Genomic DNA, 19,390 nt, shown 5'->3' on the forward strand with positions numbered 1-19,390 from the left:
GACGACGAGCGGTCGAGGACTTCCGCTCTCGACCGCTCGTCAGTTCTGAGTTCGTCTACTTCTTCCGGTCGCGCTTGTCTCGCACGCGGACGTTGATCCGGACGGGCGAACCGTCGAACCCGAACTGCTCGCGCAGTTTGCGCTCCAGGAAGCGGCGGTAGCCGGCCTCGAGGAAGCCTGTAGTGAACAGAACGAACGTCGGCGGACGCGTCGCGGCCTGCGTGGCGAACATGACGCGGGGCTGACGACCGCCGCGCACCGGCGGCGGCGTGGCCGCGATGATCTCCTTGAGCCAGGTGTTCAGCTGGCCGGTGGAGATCCGCTTGTCCCACGACTCCAGAGCACCTTCGAGCGCCGGAACCAGCTTCTGCACACTGCGTCCGGTCAACGCCGAGATGTTGACGCGACGCGCCCACGGCACGCGCGCGAGCTCCCGGTCGATCTCGTTGTCGAGATCGTGACGGCGGTCCTCGTCGACGAGGTCCCACTTGTTGAACACGACCACCAGTGCGCGACCGCTGTCGATGATCATCGACAACACCCGAAGGTCCTGCTCGGTCACCGTCTGACTGGCATCGATCAACAGCAGCGCCACCTCAGCGGAGTCCAGCGCCGAGCGGGTACGCAGCGACGCGTAGTACTCGTGCCCGGTGGCGTGACGGACCTTGCGGCGCAAACCTGCGGTGTCGACGAACTGCCACGGCCTGCCATCCAGTTCGATGACTTCGTCGACCGGGTCGACGGTGGTGCCCGCGACGTTGTCGACGACGGCGCGCTCCTCGCCTGCGAGCTTGTTCAGCAGCGAGCTCTTACCCACGTTGGGCTTGCCGACCAGCGCGACGCGACGCGGACCGCCCGCGGCGAACCGCTCGCGCGGCGTCTCCGGGAGCGCCTCAAGGATCCGGTCCAGCAGGTCGCCGGTTCCGCGGCCGTGTGTGGCCGAGATGGTGTACGGCTCCCCCAGCCCCAGGGACCACAGCGACGCTGCCTCGGCCTCCAAGCGCTCGGAGTCGACCTTGTTCGCCGCCAACAACACCGGCGTCTTGGACCGGCGCAGGACCCGTGCGACGGCTTCGTCAGTCGCCGTGGCACCGACGGTCGCGTCGACCACGACAACGATCGCGTCCGCAGTACGCATGGCGTGCTCGGCCTGCGTGGCGATCGCCATGCCCATGCCCTTGGCATCGGGTTCCCAGCCGCCGGTGTCGGTGACCATGAACTGCTTACCGGTCCACTCGGCCTTGTACGACACGCGGTCGCGCGTGACGCCGGGGACGTCCTCGACGACGGCCTCGCGGCGACCGAGAATGCGGTTCACCAGCGTCGACTTGCCCACGTTGGGGCGGCCGACGATCGCGACCACGGGAAGCACTGCGGCCCCGCCGGCCTCGCCGTCGGTGAGGAAATCGGACAGGTCCCAGTCGCCTTCGTCCGACCAGGTGCCGTCGCCCGCCAGATTCGGGTCGGCGTATTCGGTGGAGACGTCGTCGGTCACGGTCGGACTCCAATCCGTTCGACGACCAGCTCGGAGAGCCGGTCGATCACTTGCTCAAGGGTCATGTCGCTGGTGTCGACAGTGACGGCGTCATCGGCCGCCCGCAGCGGCGATACCGCGCGGGTCGAGTCCAGGTGGTCCCGACGGTTCACACTGTCGAGGACCTCCGACACGATGCTCTCGCGACCCGCTGCGATGTTCTGACGGTGCCTGCGCTCGGCGCGCGCTTCCGGCGTCGCCGTCAGAAACACCTTCACTTCGGCGGCGGGGAAGACGACGGTGCCGATGTCCCGCCCCTCCACCACGAGAAAGGCGTCGGCGGAATGAGCGCGCTGCAATTCCACCAGCTTGGTCCGGACCTGCGCGTTGGCAGACACCGCGGACACCGCCGCGGTGACCTCGTCGGACCGGATCTCCCGGGTCACATCGTCCCCGTCGAGGTAGACCGTGGTCTCCCCGTCGCCGACGGTCAGTCGGATGTCGGTATCGTCGACGAGCGGGCCGACGGCGTCGTCATCGGGCGCGACGCCTGCGCGGAGAACAGCGAGCGTCGCCGCGCGGTACATCGCGCCGGTGTCGAGCATGTGCGCGCCCACACGCGCCGCGAGCCGCGACGCGACCGTCGACTTGCCGGTCCCTGCCGGACCGTCGATCGCGACGACCGCCGCGTTCGGCGCTGCGTTCTCCGCGGTCACAGGCCGACCCCCTTGTACAGCGCGCCGATCTCCTTCTTGTCGAGGACGCGCAGGCTGCCGGGGCGCTGTTTGCCGAGCGCAACGGGGCCGATGTCGGTGCGCACCAGCCGAATGACCGGGAACCCGACTTCGGCGAGCAGCCTGCGGACCACGTGCTTGCGACCCTCGTGCAGCGTCAGACGCAGCAGCGACTCACCCTGGTAGACCTCGAGCAGCGCAAACGAGTCGACGGCGACGGGGCCGTCGTCCAACTCGATGCCCTGCCGCAGTTGGCGGCCCAGTCCGCGACCGACCTCACCGCGAACGGTGGCCAGGTAGGTCTTCGGCACCTCGTACGACGGGTGCATCAGTCGGTGAGCCAGCTCGCCGTCGTTGGTGAGCAGCAGCAGTCCCTCGGTGTCGGCGTCGAGTCGGCCGACGTGGAACAGTCGCTGCCCGGACATGACCCGCTCGGCGACCAGATCGCCGATGCACGGGCGCCCGTGGTCGTCGCTCATCGTGGAGTGCCAGCCCTTGGGCTTGTTCAACGCCAGGTACTGCTTGGTCTCGTCGATCACCACGCGGGCGCCGTCGACCTTGATGATCGCGGTGTCGGGATCGATGCGAAGGCCCTGCTCCAGGACGATCTCACCGTCGACCTCGACGCGACCGGCCGCGATCAGTTCTTCGGCACCTCGTCGTGAGGCGACGCCGGCGGCGGCGAGCACCTTCTGCAGGCGCATGCCGTCGGCGACGTATGTGGCGCCGTCACCCTCGACGTCGGCCGACTGGTGTCGTGCCGGCTTGGAATTGTTGAGGCGGATCTTGCCTGATTCGACGTCGACGCGCGAGGTGCCCTTGCGGTGCGGCTTGCGGGACGACGGATGCTGTCCGGGGCCGCCTCGTTTCGCGGGGCCACCGCCTTTGCGCCCGGCGGCCGAACCGCCGCGGTTGCTGTTGTCTCGTCGTCTTCCCGGTGTGCCGTCTCGGCTAGCGGATGCCATGAAGTGTCCTTCAGCTGTATTTGATTTCGTCGGTCGACGTCTGCGATGCGCTACTGCTCGTCGGCGTCGGCGAGCGCCTGCGCCGAGACGTCAACCTCTGATTGTGCCTGGCCACCGGCCAGTTTGGCGAATCGCGGATCGTCGAGGAGCTCCTCACCGAGGTCGTCGATGGCGTCTACGCTCGGCAGCAGCGGTGCGATGTCAGGTAGATCACTCAGCGACGCCAGCCCCAGCCGTTCCAAGAACAGCTCGGTGGTGACGTACAGCGTTCCGTTGGTGGTCTCGTCTGCTCCGGCATCGCTGATCAGCCCGCGCGCCAACAGCGTCCGGACCACGCCGTCGACATTGACGCCGCGGATCGCACTGACCCGTGCGCGGGTCACCGGCTGGCGGTAGGCGACGACAGCGAGGGTCTCCAGCGCGGCTCGAGTCAGCTTGCTCCGGGTGCCGTCGAGCAACAGCTTCTCGACGTAGGGCGCGTAGTCGGCGCGGGTGTAGAACCGCCAGCCGTCCCCCGCGTAGCGCAGGTCGATCCCGCTGCCCGCTTCGGTCAGATCGGCGCTCATCCGTCTCACCATGAGCCGCACTCGGCGCCGGTCCTGGCCGACGGCCGACGCCAGTTCCTCCACGGTCACCGGGGTGTCGACCACCAGCAGCACCGCCTCGAGCGCGGCCCGCAACTCGTCGTCCTCGAGATGTTCTCCCTCGTCGATCTCGTCGACCCCATCGTCCGGCACAGCGTGCTCGTCGGTCATCCGTAATCCTCCGACTTCTCGATGTCGATCTCCTCGGCGTCGCGGTCGCCGGTCCACGTCACTTGCAGCTCACCGAGCGCTTCCGGCTGCTCGAAGAGCACTGCGCGCTCGCGATAGAGCTCGAGCAGCCCCAGGAAGCGCGCGACCACCTCCAGCCCGTTGGCGCATTCGGCGACCAGCTGACCGAACGTCAGCCATTCGCCGGGTGCCGCGGTGAGCAACTCGGTCAGACGTTTCGCCTGTTCCGGCACCGACACCGCCGACCCGTGCAAGTGGTCCAGGCCGACGGTCGGTGTCGGCTTCGGAATGAACGCGGCGGCCGCGATCTCCGCGAACCGCTCTGCGGTCACTCCGAGATCCACCTCCGGCAGCAGTGCGGTGAACCGGTCCTCCAGCGACACCGCGCGCGGATAGCGTTGCAGCGCAGCGGCTTCCAGCTCGCCGAACAGGACGGCCACCTGCTTGTAGGCGCGATACTGCAGCAACCGCGCAAACAGCAGGTCACGCGCTTCGAGCAAGGCGAGGTCCTCGGGATCCTCGACTTCGCCGGAGGGCAGGAGTCGAGCGGCCTTGAGGTCCAGCAGCGTAGCCGCGATCACCAAGAACTCGGTCGTCTGTTCCAGATCCGCATCGGGGCCCAGCGCCTTGGTGTACGCGATGAAGTCGTCGGTGACGACATGCAGCGCGACCTCGGTGACGTCGAGACGATGCTGACTGATCAGGTTGAGCAAGAGGTCGAACGGTCCAGAGAAGTTCGTGAGCTTGACCTCGAACCCGGTCCGCTCGGGAGCTGCCGTGCCGTCTACGTCGGTCACGCCGTGTTCTCGTTGTGCGCGATCACCTCGCGCGCCAGGTTCCGGTACGCCTGGGCCCCCGACGACTTCGGTGCCCACGAGGTGATCGGCTCGCCGGCGACGGACGTCTCCGGGAATCGGACAGTCCGGTTGATCACGGTGTCGTACACGGCGTCGCCGAACACCTCGACGACGCGGCTCATCACCTCGCGCGAGTGGAGGGTCCGCTGGTCGAACATGGTGACGAGGATGCCGCCGAGCTCCAGCCGCGGATTGAGACGGTCGTGGACCTTGTCGATCGTGTCGGTCAACAGGGCGAGTCCACGCAGACTGAAGTACTCGCACTCCATCGGGATGACGACGTTGTCGGCACACGCGAGTGCGTTCACGGTCAGCAGTCCCAACGACGGCTGGCAGTCGATCAGGATGTAGTCGTACCGATCCGCCACCGGATGCAATGCCCGCGCCAACGCCTGTTCGCGCCCGACTTCGGTGACGAGCTGAATCTCTGCGGCGGAGAGATCGATGTTCGACGGCAGCAGGTCGAGGCCGTCGACCCGGGTCCGCATGAGGACGTCGTCCGTCGCCGCGTACGGCGGAACGAGGAGGTTGTGCACCGTCTCCTCGAGTTCGTGATGGGCGACGCCGAGACCCGCGGAGAGGGCGCCCTGCGGGTCCAGGTCGACGAGGAGCACCCGGCGACCCCATTCGGCGAGCGCAGCGCCGAGGTTGATGGTCGACGTGGTCTTGCCGACCCCGCCCTTCTGGTTGCACATCGCGATGATGACGGCGGGACCGTGCTTGTCACGAGGACCGGGATCGGGGATGTCGCGGTACGGCCTGCCGGTGGGTCCGAGCTTCTCGGCGGGTACGTCGAGCTCACCCTGCTGTGCTTTGCTGCGGGGTTTGGATGCACTCACCTGTTGATGCTCCTCCCCGGTTGTGCACGCTGCGAAATCGATCATCCCGATCCTAGTGCGTGACTGGTCACCGACTCGGCAGGCGCTCCGCAGACCCGCAGGAACCACCGACGGAGACCGGATCGTCCGACGTCGCAGCGCATTTCCGCGCTGTTGCGGCGTGACCGCAGTCCTCAACCTCGTGTTGAGGCCTAGAGTATCTGCTGCGGGATGCGTGTCGCCCGTCGTAGGCTCGCGTCCATGGGCGATTACGGTCTCGACCTTCAATTCGGCGTCTTCGTCACCGGCTCCTCGACGGCTCCGCACCAGGTCGTCGACCTCGCGCTGACCGCCGAGGATGCGGGCATCGACCTGGTGACCATCCAAGACCATCCCTACCAACCGGCGTTCCTCGACACGTGGACCGTGCTGAGCTACATCGCCGCACGAACCGAACGCGTCCGGTTGTCGGGCAACGTCCTCAACCTCCCGCTACGACCTCCGGCGGTCCTCGCCCGGGCGGCCGCGAGCCTGGACCTGTTGTCTGGCGGGCGCTGCGAGATCGCCTTGGGCGCAGGCGGCTTCGCCGATGCGATCGTGGCGATGGGCGGTCCGCGCCGCACCGCGGGTGAGAGTCGGCGGGCGCTCGAGGAAGCCGTCGACGTGATGCGGGCGCTGTGGGACACGTCGGTCCGCGGCGGCGTTCATCTCCCGGGCGACTTCTATCCCGTCGACGGCGCCAAGCGCGGACCGGCGCCTGCGCACCCCATCGGCATCACCGTCGGGGCGTACGGGCCCCGCATGCTCGATCTGGTGGGTCGCAAGTGCGACGGCTGCCTGCCGTCACTGAGCTACTTGACGAACGGCGCCTCCGACCTGACCGCGATGAACGCCGCGATCGACGCCGGCGCTCGGTCCGCCGGCCGCGAACCGGCAGCGATTCGGCGGTACCTCAACCTGGGCGGCCACTTCAGCGACGCACGCAGCGGCCTGCTGAGCGGTCCGCCGGAGTCGTGGGCGGACGACCTCACCTCACTCGCCCTGGACTACGGCATCTCCGGTTTCATCTTCGCGACCGACGACGCCGACGAGATCGAGACCATCGGCACGCAGGTCGCCCCGGCGACCAGGGAACTCGTCGCACGAGCACGCGAACAGCACTGACGCCGTTCGACGCTCGCTATCGTGCCCGCGGGTGCGCGGTCGCGTACACCTCGCGCATGGTGTTGACCGTGACGAGCGTGTAGACCTGCGTCGTCGTGACCGACGAATGCCCGAGCAGTTCCTGCACCACGCGGACGTCCGCGCCGCCGTCGAGCAGATGGGTCGCGAAGCTGTGCCGCAGGGTGTGCGGCGAGACGTCTTTGTCGACACCGGCGCGTTCTGCGGCGTCGACCAAGATCTGCCAGGCGCTCTGCCGCGACAACCGCCCACCGCGGACGTTGAGGAACAGCGCGGGCGTGGATTTCTTCGCGAGCGCCGGCCGACCGCGGACCAGGTACGCGTCCACCGCGTCGATCGCTGGACCCCCGACCGGAACCATCCGCTCCTTGCCGCCCTTGCCGCGGAGGATGACGGCACGATGCTCCAGATCGAGGTCGTCGACGTCGAGCGAGATGACCTCGGAGATGCGCGCACCGCAGCTGTAGAGCAGTTCCACCAGCGCCCGGTCGCGGAGGCTGCGCGGTCCGTCGCCCATCCCCGCCGCGTCGAGGATCGCGATGACGTCATCGACCGGAAGCGACTTCGGCAGGCGGCGAGGCGGTTTCGGCGGCGACACCGAGTGCGCGACGTCGGTGCCCACCAGTCCCTCGTCCGCACAGAACTTGTGAAAGCCGCGCGCGGCGACGAGGGTCCGGGCGACCGACGAGTCGGCGAGCCCCCGAATCCCGCGTTCGGGATCTCCTCGCCGCAGCGCGACGAGGAACTCCCGCACGTCCTCTTCAGTGACGGCCGACATCACGGCGATCCCGCGGCCAGTGAGAAACACGTGGTACCGCTGCAGGTCTCGGCGGTACGAGGCGATGGTGTTGGCGGCCGAGCCACGCTCCACCGTCAGATGATCGAGATACCGCGCGATCGCGTCGCCGACGGTGGTGGCCATCTCCTTGCCGCTATCTACGCGCCGCGAACGCCGTGGGTTCGTCCCGCCACGGAGCGTCGGTGCCGCGCAGCGGCGTCTCGGACGCGTCAGCGGCCGCAGCGGCAAGGACGCCGGCCGCGGCCGTCGCATTGACGATCTCGCCCGACAGCACGTGGCGGACGGCCTCGGCCAGCGGCACCCATTCCAGCACCAGGTCGGCCTCTTCGTCCTCCCGGTCTGCGGGCGGCAACTGCTGGAGTCCGTCCGCGAGGTAGACCCGCAGCGCCTCGTCGGTGAATCCGGGCGAGACCACCAGGTCGACGAGCACTCGCCACCGATCTGCGGCGAGATCGGCCTCCTCGGCCAACTCGCGCTGCGCGGCCGCCAACGGATCCTCGTCCGGCCCGCCGTCCAGCAGTCCAGCAGGCAGTTCGAGCAGCCGACGACCGATCGGATGCCGATACTGCCGGATCATCGCGATCCGCCCGTCGTCATCGCGTGCGACGATGGCGACCGCACCGTGATGCTCGACGACCTCTCGCTTCGCCAGACGACCACCAGGCATCTCGACGTCATCGACCCGGAGCGCGAGGATCGCGCCCTCGTATTCGGTCCGGGAGGAGTGCGTGACGAACTCGTGCGAGCCTGCGCCGACCATGGACGTCTCCTGGTTCACTCGCCGTCCGCGACGGCGACGGCATCGGCGGTCTGGCCGTCGGCGACGTCGGTGGCGTCGTAGCCGTCGAGCTCCACCGGGAGCCGGACCGCGGTCTTGTACTTGATCGCCGCTTCGATGAACGCCTTGAACAGCGGGTGCGGGCGGGTGGGGCGGCTCTTCAGCTCCGGGTGCGCCTGCGTGGCGACGAGGAAGGGGTGCACGTCCTTCGGGTATTCGACGAACTCGACGAGGCGACCGTCCGGTGAGGTTCCAGAGAACACCAGCCCCGACTCCGCGATGGTGTCGCGATAGGTGTTGTTGACCTCGAATCGATGGCGGTGACGCTCACTGACCTCGGTGCTGCCGTAGGCGCGCGCGACCTGCGATCCGGCTAGCAGGGTCGCCGGGTACGCACCCAGGCGCATGGTTCCACCGAGATCGGCGTCGCCGGCCACGGCAGCCTCCTGATCGGCCATCGTGGCGATGACCGGCGACGGGGTCTCCGGGTCGAACTCGGTGGAGCTCGCGTCGGCCAGTCCGGCCTGGCGCGCGGCCTCGATCACGACACACTGCAGGCCGAGACACAGCCCGAGCAGCGGGATGCCGTTCTCGCGGGCGTAGCGGATGGCGCCGAGCTTGCCCTCGATGCCACGGATTCCGAATCCGCCGGGCACCAGCACCGCATCGACGTCGCGCAATGCGGCGTGCGCGCCCTCGTGGGTCTCGCAGTCGTCCGACGGCACCCACGAGATCTCCGTGCGGGTGCGGTGCGCGAAGCCGCCCGCGCGGATCGCCTCGGTCACCGAAAGGTAGGCGTCGGGCAGGTCGATGTACTTGCCGACCAGCGCCACGCGCACGGTCTCGCGCGGGTTGTGGACGCGTTCGAGAAGATCGCCCCACACGGTCCAGTCGACATCCCGGAACGGCAGGCCCAACTGGCGCACCACGTACGCGTCGAGCTGCTCCGAGTGCAGCACCTTGGGAATGTCGTAGATCGACGGTGCGTCGGGAGTGGAGATGCAGCCGTCGATGTCGACGTCGCACATCAGCGCGATCTTCTTCTTGAGGCCTTCCGGCACGGGACGGTCACAGCGCAGGATCAGCGCATCCGGCTGGATGCCGATGCTCCGCAGCGCGGCCACCGAGTGCTGGGTGGGTTTGGTCTTGAGTTCGCCCGACGGCGCCAGGTACGGCACCAGCGAGACGTGCAGGAAGAAGACATTGCCGCGACCCAGGTCGTGACGGATCTGGCGCGCTGCCTCGATGAAGGGCTGCGATTCGATATCGCCGACCGTGCCGCCGATCTCGGTGATCACGACGTCGGGCTCTTCGCCGCTCGCATCGGCCTCGTGCATCGCCAGCATGCGGCTCTTGAGCTCGTCGGTGATGTGCGGAATCACCTGGACCGTGTCGCCGAGGTACTCGCCGCGGCGTTCCTTGGCGATGACCGTCGAATACACCTGACCGGTGGTGACGTTCGCCGATCCCGACAGATTGCGGTCCAGGAAACGCTCGTAGTGCCCGATGTCCAGGTCGGTCTCCGCACCGTCCTCGGTGACGAAGACCTCGCCGTGCTGGAACGGATTCATGGTGCCCGGGTCCACGTTGAGGTAGGGATCGACCTTCTGCATGGTCACGCGGATTCCGCGGGCGGTGAGAAGTTGTCCCAGGCTCGAGGCGGTCAGCCCCTTGCCGAGCGACGACGCGACGCCGCCGGTTACGAAGATGTGCTTGGGAACGGCGCGCTGGTCACGCAATGATCGCAATGTAACTCCCGTCGGGCGGTTCAAGCCGGAGTGGATCTTGAATACCTACGGGACTTCAGCCTAACAGCACTCGGGGGCAAAGCCGCTACGCGCGCCGAAGGCCCGGAGTGTTCGGTGTGTCGCACCCGCGTCGCCGGGAGGCTGTGCCCCCGGCGACGCCTGCGACTACTTCTCCCCTTCGGCGCCGACGGTGATGGCCGTGGCGCCCATGCCCGTGCCGAACGCGCCCGACCGCCCCTGCGACTCCTCGCCGAACGCCAGCACCGTCGTGACCTGGCCGGTCCCCTGGTCCACGTTGTCGACAGTGCTGATCGTGTTGTTCAACGACGGATCCGAGCGCACCACGCCCAGCGGCGATCCGCCCGACGCCGAACCCGTACGACCGGCGAGGACGCCGCCGGCACCGCGCGCGGCCATCGCCGCCGCGAATCGTCCGACGAGTTGTCCCTGCGCGCCGGAATCCCCGGGCATCTCGCCGCCGGTGAGCACCAGGACCAGGTCGGCGGGCTTGATCGAACCCGCCGCGTATTCGATGAATCCGCCTTCGGCGAGCGTCTGCAGCGTCGTCGATCGAACGTCTGCGGGTTGCGGACGCTGCCCGTTACGCGTCAGCAGAGTCACGCCGAGGAGGTCGCCGAGCCGCGACCCGGAGTCGGTGAAGTCCACGCGGAGCTGAGCACCGGTCGGAATGGACTGGTCGACGATGGTCCGCAGTTTCGACGCCTCTTGGTCCCGCACCAGTGTGGTGGTCATCGCGATCTGTCCCGACACGGTGCCGCCGGCGTCGTTGATCAAGCCCTTCAGGGCCTCGGCGTCCGAGTCGGCAGCGTCCGGCGCGGTGATGATCAGGACGCTCTGTTTGGTGAGCACGCCGTTGACCAGTCGCGGAGTCACTCCCTTGATGAAGGCGGTGTCATGGCCGGCCTCCTTCTCGAGCGCATCGCGCTCGTCCTGGAGATTGCCGATCTTGTCGCGATCGGTGCCGGTGAGGGCATTCATGCGGTCACCAATGAACCCTGACCCCAGGAACAGCCCCAAGGCCAGGGCCAGAAAGACGGCGATCAGCGAAATCGCGTGCTGACGCAATGAGATCATTGAGCGTTCCACACCCCGCTGACCCAGCCGGTCAACGCATTCCACTGGGCGACGATCCAGTCACTGGCCGCAGCTCCGCCGCCCTGCGTTATGACGACGGCGGCGATGATCGCGATCAACGCGGCGATCATCAACATCGCGATGAGCGCGCCGCTCACGCGGCTGCGGTAGAGCGTGGCGACGGCCTTGGCATCGACCAGTTTGGCTCCGACCTTCAGCCGCGTCAGGAACTGCGACGGGATCTGGTCACGCAGAGCGCGATCGAAGAAGTCGTTGAGCGACCCGCTGTACCCGGCGGTGACGATGAGATCCGCGCCGTGAAAGTCCGCGAGCAGCAGCGCCAAGTCGGGCGCGGTTCCCGCAGCGGGGAACGTGGTGGCGCCGATGCCGAGGTCCTGGATCCGCTCCAGGCCCGGAGCGTGACCGTCCGGATCTGCGGGCAACACCACTTCGGCGCCGCTCTTGAGTGCCTCGGTGCTGATGTCGTCGGGGTCTCCGACGATGACCGCCGGTCGGTAACCAGCCTTGAGCAGGCTGTCGGCGCCGACACCCACTCCGACCAGCACCGGCTGGTACTCCTTGATGAACGGCTTGAGCGATTTCAGCTCGGCGACCCGATGGGCGCCGTCGGCGACGATCACCACGTGCCGATGTTCAAACGACACGGTGACCTTGGGGACGCCGACGCCATCGATCAGCAGCGGCGATTCGCTGCGGATGAATTCGATGCTGTTTCCGGAGAAGGCCTCCAAATGGTCGACGAGACCGGTCTTGGCGTCGAGCATCAGGTCGGCGACCTCACGTTCGCCGAGTTCGGTGCCGCGAGCGATGACCCGCTCGCCGATATATAGCTTCCCCTCGTTGAGGCGGACCCGGGTGCCGTCTTTCACCCGCGAGAAGACGTCGCTGCCGACGTCGTCGATGAGCGGGATGTTCGACGCGGCGAGCACCTCCGGGCCGAGGTTCGGGTAGCGGCCGGTGATCGATTTCGAGACGTTCAGCACCGCAGCCACTTCGGCTTCGACGAGCGCGTCAGCGGTGACGCGATCGAGATCCACCTGGTCGAGGATCACGATGGCACCGTGATCGACGCGATTCGCCAGGCGTTTGGAGTTCTTGTCGATCCGGGCGATGCCCGTGATTCCGGGGAGTTCTTCGGTCTTCCGCGAGAGCAAGGCAGGCATCCTCATGCGTCCCATAGTGACCTTGCGGCTCATTGGTCACACGGAGGCGCGCCGTACCATCATCAACTTTCGTAACATTTGCAACACAGGATCGCCGTACGGATCAGTTCTCCGCGCGCGTGCGTTCCGCGGTCGACAGGAGTTCCTCCGCGTGTGCACGCCCGGTCTCCGAATCACCGAGGCCTGCGAGCATGCGCGCGAGTTCCGCCACACGCTCGTCGCGATCGAGGGTCGTCAGCGTCGAGGTCTGTCGACCGCGCTCGCCTCCCCCGGACTTGCCGATCACCAAGTGATTGTCGGCGAACGCCGCCACCTGCGGCAGATGCGTCACGACGATCACCTGATGCCGCCGCGCCAACCGTGCCAGGCGTGCACCGATCTGCACGGCCGCTGCGCCGCCCACGCCGGCGTCCACCTCGTCGAACACCATCACGCCACCGGAATCCGGTTCGGCGAGCACCACTTCCAATGCCAACATGACGCGTGAGAGCTCACCCCCCGACGCGGATTTCGCGATCGGCAGCGGCGCGGCGCCCTTGTGCGCAACCAGTCCGAACTCCACGCGGTCCACGCCGTCGCCGCCTGCGTGCGCGCGCTTTCCATCGATCTCGACAGCGAGTCGCTCGTCGTCTGCGGGCAGCAGTGAGACCGACACCGCGAGCGCGCTGCCGCCCATCGCGAGACCGGTCAGTTCGGCGGACACCTTGCTTGCCAGGCTCTTGGCATACTTGGTGCGCTGCGCGTGCAGTTTGGCGCCGAGAGCCGCCACCTTCTCGCGTGCGGCGCTGGCTGCGACTTCGAGCTCTTCGACGGCGCCCTCCGGATCCTCGATCTGTGTCAGGCGCTCGTTGGCCTCCTCGCGCCACGTGAGCACACCGTCGATGTCCGCGGCATACTTCCGGGTCAGCGACTTCAGTTCGGCCTGCCGATTCAGCAACGCGTCGAGATCTCCCGCGTCCTCGGGCAGTCCGCCGAGGTAGGAAGTCAGCTCGGCACCGAGGTCGGTCACGACGGTCAACGCCTCGGCGACCCGTGGCTGCAGTTCGCGCAAGGCGTCGTCCGACGCCGACTCCAGGAGCGAGCGCACCGTTCCCAGCCCGTCGACGACGGACGCGTTCTCGGACCCGGCGATGATCTCCTGTGCCGTCAGCGCGGTCCGGCGGATGTCTTCCAGGTCGGTCATCCGGCGAATCGTGGCGATCAACTCGACGTCCTCGCCGGGCTCTGGGGCGACGGCGTCGATCTCATCGACGCCGAACCGAAGCCGGTCAGCCTCCATCGCGATGTCACGCGAGTTGGCCCGGAGGCGGTCGAGTTCGTCGAGAACCTCGACCAGTTCCGTTCGAGCGGCACGGTACTTCTTCAACGTCGACGCCGCCGCCGCTCCCGCGTAACGGTCGAGTGCCCCGCGTTGCTGCTCCGGACGAATCAATCGGAGTTGGTCGTTCTGACCGTGAATGGCGAGGAGCTCGCCGGTCAACTGCGCCAGCGTGCCGACCGGAACCGAACGTCCGCCGAGATGCGCGCGGGATCGGCCGTCGGCGTTCACCGTACGCGCGGCGATCAAGGTCTCGTCGTCATCGATCTCGGCGCCCGAATCCTCGAGGACCTCGGCGATCGCCGTCCGCTCCTCCGGCAGTCGGAACCGTCCTTCGACGACGGCCTTGGCGTCGCCAGTGCGCACCCGTCCCGCGTCCGCTCGGCCTCCCGAGAGCAGCCGGAGACTGGTGACGATCATGGTCTTGCCTGCGCCGGTCTCACCGGTCAGAACAGTGAACCCGGGGTGGAACTGGGCGTTCGCGGATTCGAGGACTCCGAGACTGCGGATCGACAGCTCTTCCAGCAAGTGGGATTCAACTCCTTCCGCGCCAACCGGTGACCGGCAGCGAGAACTTGGTGACCAACCGATCGGCGAACGGCTCCGAGTCGATGCGGACCCACCGCAGGGAACGCTGAGCGCGGACCACCTCGACGCGGGAGCCGGCGGGAACGTCGATGATGCGACGGCCGTCGCACAGGGCCACCCCATCGCGGCCCTCGCGATACACCTCCACGGCGACGCGCGATCGCGGACTGGTCACCATCGGCCTCGCGAACAAGGCGTGCGCGTTGCTCGGCACCACCAGGATCGCCTCCAGGTCGGGCCACATCACCGGCCCTCCGGCGGAGAACGCGTACGCCGTCGATCCGGTCGGTGTCGCGACCAGAATGCCGTCGGCACCGTAAGCGGCGACCGGCCGGCCGTCGACCTCGGTCACCAGTTCCAGGACTCCGTTGTGCGAGGTGTTCTGAATGACGACTTCGTTGAGCACCCAGTCGCGCGAGCGTGGCTCATCGGAGCCGGGGTCGATAACGGACACATCGAGGACCATGCGGTCGACCACTCGATACTCGCCGCCGATGAGGCGATCGAGAACCTCGTCGATACGGTGCGCCTCGGCTTCGGCGAGGAAGCCGATGTGCCCGAGGTTGATGCCCATGAGCGGCACTCCGGCCGGGTAGGCCAGTTCCGCCGCGCGCAGGAACGTACCGTCTCCGCCCAGCACCAGGACCAGTTCGCAGCCCTGCGCCGACACGGAGTCGGCGTGGGTCACTTCCACATCGGCGCCGGTGTCGCGCAGCATCTGCGGGTCGACGGGGTGCGCCTGGACGAACGGGGGTGCGGGACGCCGGGTGTCGTGATCGACGACGCGCACCGCGATGTCGGCCTCGCCGCATCGTCGCGCGATCGCCACCAGTGTCTTGGTCACCTCGTCCCGACCGGTGTGTGCAACGACCAGAAAGGTCCGCCGGCCGTTCGGGGCAGCATTCGATTGGTCCATCGACGATCCCTTCCCTACTGCGGTCCGTCAGCGACGGCGCGATCGATCAACGCGCGGACGCGTCGTCCCTCTCCAGGATCGGTCCAGCGGATCATGGTTTCGGTGTCCACGGTATCGCCGGTCGACGAGGTCTGCTCGCCCGGATCCGCCGCCACCTGGTCGGTGTCGCCGGATCGATGCAGCCAGAGGAAGAATTCGACGTTGCCCGACGGCCCCGGCAGCGGGCTGGCGACGACATCACGCGTGGTCAGACCGAGTGTGTCGGCCATCGCCGCGACCGCCTCGACGGCGTCGGCGCGCAGTGTCGGGTCCCGAACCACCCCGCCGGCGCCGACACGGTCCTTGCCGACCTCGAACTGTGGCTTGACCATCGGCAGCGCATCGCCGCCCGGACGCAGGCACGCGGCCAGTGCGGGGAGCACCAGCTTCAGCGAGATGAACGAGAGATCGCCGACGATCAGGTCCACAGGCCCCCCGATCGCCTCCGGTGTCAGATGCCGGACGTTGGTGCGGTCGTGGATGTGCACGCGATCGTCCGACTGCAGCTTCCAGACCAACTGACCGTATCCGACGTCGACGGCCTCGACCTCGCGCGCGCCACGACGGAGCAACACATCGGTGAAGCCGCCGGTCGACGCGCCGGCGTCGAGACACCGCTTGCCGTCGACGGTGACGCCTCGGGGTTCGAATGCCTCCAGGGCCCCGAGCAGCTTATGCGCGCCCCGGGACGCCCAGTGCTCGGACTCCTCTTCGATCACCAGGATCGGCGTGTCCTTCGCGACGTTCGTGGCCGCCTTCGAGGCGACGGTTCCGTTCACCTTGACCGAGCCCGCTGCGACGAGGTCACGTGCCTGCTCGCGGGAACGGGCCAGACCGCGTCGTACCAATTCGGCGTCGAGCCGTGCACGTGCCGCCATCATCGCCTCTTCTCTGGACTCGTGGCGCAGAAACCGCCCTCAGCCACGTCCGGCGTCTTCCAACGCCGCCGAAAGCCGGTCGTGCGCTTGCGTCAACACTTCTGCTTGTCGTGCCAGTGCGCCGAGATCAAACTGTTCGTCAGCCGCCTCTCGGACCATGCTCGCTTCGACCAGCAGGTCCTCCGCGGCCACGATGGACGAATGGTCTGCCGGCTCACCGGGACCGGCTGCACGGACCGCTGCGTCAGCGGCCAGCGTGGCCGGAGTCGGACCGGGCGTCGGCGTGGGACGGGGTGTGTACGAGTCGGTCATAGCCCTTCAAGGCTAACGCAGCGCGGAAAGGCCGAGTTCAGCGAGCGCCGCGGCCGACGCGTCGTCCTCCGCAGCGATCCGGAGATCGAACGATCCCACGTCCGCGGTCCACACCGCGTTCGCCAGCGCCGCGGCCAGTCCCACTGCGTCGCCGTCACCCCGCGAGCTCACCGAGACGTGTTGGGCGTTCACTTCGATGTACCACTCGGGACGCGGCCCGATCATCGACGACGACGCCGGGTCGGCGAGTGCGCCGAGATCCGCCGCGATGTAGGTGGGCCGTTCCTCGGGGCGTGCGGCGAGCAACTCCACGCCGGTCGTCACCCCGCTCAGCACCAGCAGACTGTCGATGCCCACGGTATGGGCGCCTTCGATGTCCGTGTCGAGACGATCCCCGATCATCAACGGGCGCTGCGCATTCGATCGCGCCAACGCAGACCGCATGATCGGGGCAGCGGGCTTGCCCGCGACCCGAGGCGTGGCTCCGGTGGCCGACGCAACAGCCGCCACCATCGATCCGTTGCCGATCAGGAGTCCGCGTTCGGTGGGCAGAGTGGTGTCGACGTTGGTCGCGATCCAGGTCGCGCCCCGCCGGATGGCGAGCGCGCCCTCCGACAGTTGTGCCCACCCGGTGTCGGGGGAATGCCCCTGCACCACGGCAGCCGGCTCATCGTCGGCGGATTCGACGACGGTGAGGCCCTGCGACCGGATCTCGGCACGGAGCGCCTCCGACCCGACGACGAGGACTTTCGATCCGGGATCGACTGCTTCGGCGACCAGTGCGGCGCCCACCTGGGCACTGGTGACGACTTGGTCTTCGCTCGCCTCGAATCCGAGCCCCGTCAGATGCGCGCACACCTCAGACGGCGTGCGGCTGGCGTTGTTTGTCACGAACAGGGCGGTGCCGTCCGTCGCCGCCACCGCGGCAATCGCCTCCGGCACCGGCTTGGTGCCGGTGTACAGGGTTCCGTCCAGGTCGAGCAGCAGAACGTCGTACTGGTCGCGCAGTGGAACGTCCGCACCTTCGGGCTGCACCTCGTTGTCGACGCTCGCATCGCCATCCAGGAGATCCATCAGGCGGAACTCGGCATCCGTCTCATCGTCGATGTCGGCAGACGCTGCATTCTGGAACCAGGTGATCGCGTCGTTCCGCCGGCCGACGGCCTCGAGGGTGGATGCATAGGCGAAGAACAGTCGTGCGGCGTCGGTACCGGTTCTACCGGGGGTGAGATCTTCGGCTGCGAAGGCTCGGACGGCGTCTGCCGCTTCCCCCATGTCCAGCAGAGCGCCCGCTTTGACGATCACCATCTCCAGCCGGGTGTCGCCGGTCAGATTCCGAGCGTCGTCGCTGTCAGCGATCTCGACGGCGCGGTCCGGATGTCCCAAGCCGCGTTCGCTGTCGGCGATGAGCGGCAGCAATGCATCGCTGCCGCTCATCCGTCGTGCCGCCCGCAACTCCGTGACGGCCTCTTGCCATTCGCCGACCGAATACGCGACGATGCCCGCAGTCTCTCGGACGACAGCGATTCGAGCTGCCCGAGCGCGTGCTGCCCGAGCATGCGCCAACGCCTGTTCCGGTGCCTCCTCCAAGAGGTCGGAGGCCATGACGAGATGCCGCGCGACGCGGTCGGCCGTCTGCTTATCGAGAGCTTGGAGGTCGCGTCGGACGTCTGGATCGAGATCGGAAGCCTTCACCTCGTCGGAGATCCGCGGTTCCGACGAATCGTGCTTCTCCGCGGCCCGTCGCCCGTTCCGCTTACCGCCCGAATTCCGCCCGTTACCAGTACTGCTCATAACCTTCTAATCTATTCGCCGACCACGGAACATACCAATTCGAGATCCCAAATCAGTCGACTCTGTCGCCTCTCCCTACGTTGGTCGAGTTCGTCGCCTCTGCCCTTACGTTGGTCGAGTTCGACGCCTTCCCCTACGTTGGTCGAGTTCGCCGCCTCTCCCCCAACGTTGGTCGAGTTCGACGCCGCGAACGTAGTGAGCGACGACGAGAATCGAGACCGCCGCGGGCAGGGGCTGCAGACCACGCGTACCCAGTTCATCGGTACGGCGATCTCGATATGCAGCTTGCTCGCTCCGCTCCCAGGCAGCTACTCGATCAACGTGCGGGACGTTGGTCGAGTTCGACGCCGCGAACGCAGTGAGCGACGACGAGAATCGAGACCGCCGCAGGCAGGGGCTGAAACACCCGCATATCCAGCCGGGCGTCCGCGGCGATCTCGATACGCAGCCTGCTCGCTCCGCTCCCACGCAGCTACTCGATCAACGTAAGGGAGTCGCATCCCCATACGTTGGTCGAGTTCGAGGGGACGCCTCCCTCTACGTTGGTCGAGTTCGACGCCGCGAACGTAGTGAGCGTCGACGAGAATCGAGACCGCCGCGGGCTGGGGCTCGTGCGCACGCGTGTCCAGTCGGGTGTTCGCGGCGATCTCGATACGCTGCCTGCTCGCTCCGCTCGCACGCTGCTACTCGATCAACGTGGGACGCGGCACTTGATCAACGTAGAGGGGCGGTTACTCGATCCACGTCGGGACGGGTTACTCGATCACCGTAGGGGTGCCGGCCCGGGGAATGCGGGGAGCCCCCGACCGTGACGGTCGGGGGCTCCCCGGGAATGTTGTGTTCGGCGGTGTCCTACTCTCCCACACCCATTACAGTGCAGTACCATCGGCGCAGGTGGGCTTAGCTTCCGGGTTCGGAATGGGACCGGGCGTTTCCCCACCGCTATAGCCGCCGTAACTCTATGAAACTGTGAGCTTTCCGACGAAGGACGAAACCGAACAGTTTCCTAGAAGCAAACACCGAAAACGATTTCAGTGTTCACCCCACCTCCTCCGCAGGAGCTGTGTTGTTTCAGAAGTACATAGTGGATACGCGCTCTACTGTGCGTCACAATAATTTCGACTCACCACAAAAATTC

17 protein-coding genes and 1 rRNA gene are annotated in these 19,390 nt (G+C 67.4%); 1 reads left to right on the plus strand and 17 read right to left on the minus strand.

All coding sequences use genetic code 11. The features are described 5' to 3' along the window. Window positions 1-55 precede the first annotated feature (55 nt). The 6 genes from der to GH2_RS20590 are packed head-to-tail and all read right to left on the minus strand — an operon-like array spanning window position 56 to window position 5,642. A complete protein-coding gene (der, locus tag GH2_RS20565; protein ID WP_066172367.1) occupies window positions 56-1,495 on the minus strand; it encodes a ribosome biogenesis GTPase Der in 1,440 nt (479 codons plus the stop codon). Further along, window positions 1,492-2,190: a (d)CMP kinase gene (gene cmk / locus GH2_RS20570; protein ID WP_066172370.1), complete on the minus strand. Its 699-nt coding sequence runs from the start codon at window positions 2,188-2,190 to the stop codon at window positions 1,492-1,494. Before cmk ends, der begins: the two co-directional genes overlap by 4 nt. After that, a complete protein-coding gene (locus GH2_RS20575; protein ID WP_066172373.1) occupies window positions 2,187-3,173 on the minus strand; it encodes a pseudouridine synthase in 987 nt (328 codons plus the stop codon). Before GH2_RS20575 ends, cmk begins: the two co-directional genes overlap by 4 nt. Before the next feature lie 50 nt (window positions 3,174-3,223). Continuing rightward, complete coding sequence (gene scpB / locus GH2_RS20580; RefSeq protein ID WP_066172376.1) at window positions 3,224-3,928, minus strand: SMC-Scp complex subunit ScpB; 705 nt, start codon at window positions 3,926-3,928, stop codon at window positions 3,224-3,226. After that, window positions 3,925-4,743, minus strand: coding sequence for a segregation and condensation protein A (locus tag GH2_RS20585; RefSeq protein ID WP_066172379.1), 819 nt, complete (start codon window positions 4,741-4,743; stop codon window positions 3,925-3,927). The genes scpB and GH2_RS20585 overlap by 4 nt, the downstream gene beginning before the upstream one ends. Then, on the minus strand, window positions 4,740-5,642 hold the full coding sequence (locus GH2_RS20590) for a ParA family protein (RefSeq protein WP_066172427.1): 903 nt from the start codon (window positions 5,640-5,642) through the stop codon (window positions 4,740-4,742). The genes GH2_RS20585 and GH2_RS20590 overlap by 4 nt, the downstream gene beginning before the upstream one ends. A 240-nt stretch (window positions 5,643-5,882) precedes the next feature. Here GH2_RS20590 and GH2_RS20595 point away from each other — a divergent pair, with 240 nt between their 5' ends. After that, window positions 5,883-6,785: an LLM class flavin-dependent oxidoreductase gene (locus GH2_RS20595; RefSeq protein WP_066172382.1), complete on the plus strand. Its 903-nt coding sequence runs from the start codon at window positions 5,883-5,885 to the stop codon at window positions 6,783-6,785. A 16-nt stretch (window positions 6,786-6,801) separates the two neighbouring features. Here the strand turns inward: GH2_RS20595 and xerD are convergent, their stop codons facing one another. The 11 genes from xerD to rrf form a co-directional block, all read right to left on the minus strand. Then, a complete protein-coding gene (gene xerD / locus GH2_RS20600) occupies window positions 6,802-7,725 on the minus strand; it encodes a site-specific tyrosine recombinase XerD (RefSeq protein WP_066172385.1) in 924 nt (307 codons plus the stop codon). Between the two features lie 10 nt (window positions 7,726-7,735). Continuing rightward, complete coding sequence (locus GH2_RS20605) at window positions 7,736-8,362, minus strand: NUDIX domain-containing protein (RefSeq protein WP_066172430.1); 627 nt, start codon at window positions 8,360-8,362, stop codon at window positions 7,736-7,738. A 14-nt stretch (window positions 8,363-8,376) separates the two neighbouring features. Beyond that, window positions 8,377-10,128 carry a CTP synthase gene (gene pyrG / locus GH2_RS20610; RefSeq protein WP_066172388.1) on the minus strand — a complete coding sequence of 584 codons (1,752 nt, stop codon included), beginning with the start codon at window positions 10,126-10,128 and terminating at the stop codon, window positions 8,377-8,379. A gap of 165 nt (window positions 10,129-10,293) precedes the next feature. Then, window positions 10,294-11,223, minus strand: a complete 930-nt coding sequence (locus GH2_RS20615; RefSeq protein WP_066172393.1) for a copper transporter — start codon at window positions 11,221-11,223, stop codon at window positions 10,294-10,296. Further along, the gene (gene steA / locus GH2_RS20620) at window positions 11,220-12,407 is read right to left on the minus strand and encodes a putative cytokinetic ring protein SteA (protein ID WP_239589192.1); all 1,188 of its coding nucleotides are present in this window, start codon (window positions 12,405-12,407) and stop codon (window positions 11,220-11,222) included. The genes GH2_RS20615 and steA overlap by 4 nt, the downstream gene beginning before the upstream one ends. 103 nt (window positions 12,408-12,510) lie before the next feature. Next, the gene (gene recN, locus GH2_RS20625; RefSeq protein ID WP_066172398.1) at window positions 12,511-14,253 is read right to left on the minus strand and encodes a DNA repair protein RecN; all 1,743 of its coding nucleotides are present in this window, start codon (window positions 14,251-14,253) and stop codon (window positions 12,511-12,513) included. A 7-nt stretch (window positions 14,254-14,260) separates the two neighbouring features. Then, window positions 14,261-15,229 (minus strand): NAD kinase, encoded by a 969-nt coding sequence (locus GH2_RS20630; protein WP_066172399.1) that lies wholly within the window; start codon window positions 15,227-15,229, stop codon window positions 14,261-14,263. A 14-nt stretch (window positions 15,230-15,243) separates the two neighbouring features. Continuing rightward, complete coding sequence (locus tag GH2_RS20635; RefSeq protein WP_066172435.1) at window positions 15,244-16,146, minus strand: TlyA family RNA methyltransferase; 903 nt, start codon at window positions 16,144-16,146, stop codon at window positions 15,244-15,246. 39 nt (window positions 16,147-16,185) lie between these two features. Continuing rightward, window positions 16,186-16,458 (minus strand): hypothetical protein, encoded by a 273-nt coding sequence (locus GH2_RS20640; protein WP_066172402.1) that lies wholly within the window; start codon window positions 16,456-16,458, stop codon window positions 16,186-16,188. Between the two features lie 12 nt (window positions 16,459-16,470). Next, complete coding sequence (locus tag GH2_RS20645) at window positions 16,471-18,252, minus strand: HAD-IIA family hydrolase (protein WP_084247671.1); 1,782 nt, start codon at window positions 18,250-18,252, stop codon at window positions 16,471-16,473. 839 nt (window positions 18,253-19,091) lie between these two features. Then, window positions 19,092-19,208 (minus strand): 5S ribosomal RNA (gene rrf / locus GH2_RS20650). Window positions 19,209-19,390: the final 182 nt, after the last annotated feature.

This window comes from Gordonia hydrophobica NBRC 16057, from assembly GCF_001592365.1.
In the GTDB taxonomy this organism is placed as follows: Bacteria; Actinomycetota; Actinomycetes; order Mycobacteriales; family Mycobacteriaceae; genus Gordonia; species Gordonia hydrophobica.